Raw genomic sequence first — 1,248 nt, 5'->3', positions numbered from 1 at the left:
CCGCACGGCGCCGCACGGTGGCCGCAGCCGCCGCGTCCAGCAGCGCCACCGGGGCGTCGGCGCCGGGCGCGGAGCCGGGCGGCGTGCGCCGGTCCGTGCCCAGCAGCGCCGTCGTGACGAGCTCCTCCCAGGAGTCCGCCGTCGTCGCGGCCGCGTCCGGTGCCGGCGGGGCGGCAGCTGTCGTCCTGCTCATGAGCGTCCTTTCCGTCGGGCGTCCCGGAGCGGCCGAGGACCCGGATGCACCGAGTGTCCCTTGATGTCCGAAAGATGCGCGGGTCCTGTGGTGGCTCCGAGCGTGCGGTGAGGCGGGGTGCTCAGCACAGCGGCACCACCTCACCCGGCCCCTCCGGCCATGCGGCCAATGGAGTGAATCCCTGGTGGCCGCACTCGCCGAACACCGTGACCGGGGCGCCGCCCGACAGGGCCACCAGACGCCAGAGCCCTGGACGGGAGCGGGCTGCCGGGGTCAGGGGCAGGGCCGCGTCCTCATCGGCGTCGGCGAGCTGCCAGGAGTCGCCGTCCGGGGCCGGTATCACCCGGTCCAGGGTCACCGGGACCGCGTCCAGCCACGGGTCGTCCCGCAGCGCCTCGCCGTACCGGGCGAGGGCCCCGCTCGTCGTCGTCCCGGCGGGACGGGCCGCGCTGGGTGCGGGCGCCGAGAACCGCTCGCCCAGCGCCGCCCGCCGCTGCCCCGCGCCCGGGTACGCGGAGAGCTCCGCGTCCAGGGCCAGTCCCACCGGCAGCGCCAGCTCCGGCGCGCGGCCCGCGGCGCCGTAGGACAGGAGCAGCGCGGTGCGCCGCGACTCGGTGCCGTACAGCCAGATGCGGCGGGTCGTCAGACGGCTGTCCGCCGTGTCGTACTGGGCGAGGACCAGCCAGCTGTCGCGCACCGGCGGGCCCTCCGCGGGCGCGGGCAGACCCACGCGGGCGCGGACCGTCGCCGCCAGGCCCTCCGGCAGCCGCTCGCGGTGCAGCCAGCCCTGGTCCAGCAGATGCAGCAGCGCGCACTCCTCCAGCAGCCGAACCGGCCAGCCCGGACCCGTCCCCGGGAGCGCCCCCAGCTCACGCACCCGCGCCGCGAGACCCGGCGCCTGGGCGTCGACCATGCGGGCCGCCGTCTCCTCCCACAGCCCGTAACCGGCCTGCTCGGCCGAGGCCAGACCGCCCCGCAGCAGATCCGCCAGCCGCTGCTCCAGCTCCGTGGCGCCCGCGGTGATGCGCTCGGCCCGCCGCTCCGCCCTGCGCCGG

1 protein-coding gene and 1 pseudogene are annotated in these 1,248 nt (G+C 77.9%); both read right to left on the bottom strand.

Annotation, left to right across the window (positions count from 1 at the left end; genetic code table 11):
• Positions 1 to 193, bottom strand: a 193-nt coding sequence (locus ABD207_RS27150) for a DUF5691 domain-containing protein (RefSeq protein ID WP_486388838.1), incomplete at its 3' end; no start/stop codon positions are given.
• A 121-nt stretch (positions 194 to 314) separates the two neighbouring features.
• Positions 315 to 1,248: pseudogene (locus ABD207_RS27145) on the bottom strand (SWIM zinc finger family protein); the annotation flags it as partial.

Source organism: Streptomyces thermospinosisporus (assembly GCF_039526425.1).
Classification (GTDB): domain Bacteria; phylum Actinomycetota; class Actinomycetes; order Streptomycetales; family Streptomycetaceae; genus Streptomyces; species Streptomyces thermocarboxydovorans.
Note: the sequence above shows the minus strand (reverse complement) of the source record. Positions and strands in the feature narration are given on the sequence as shown.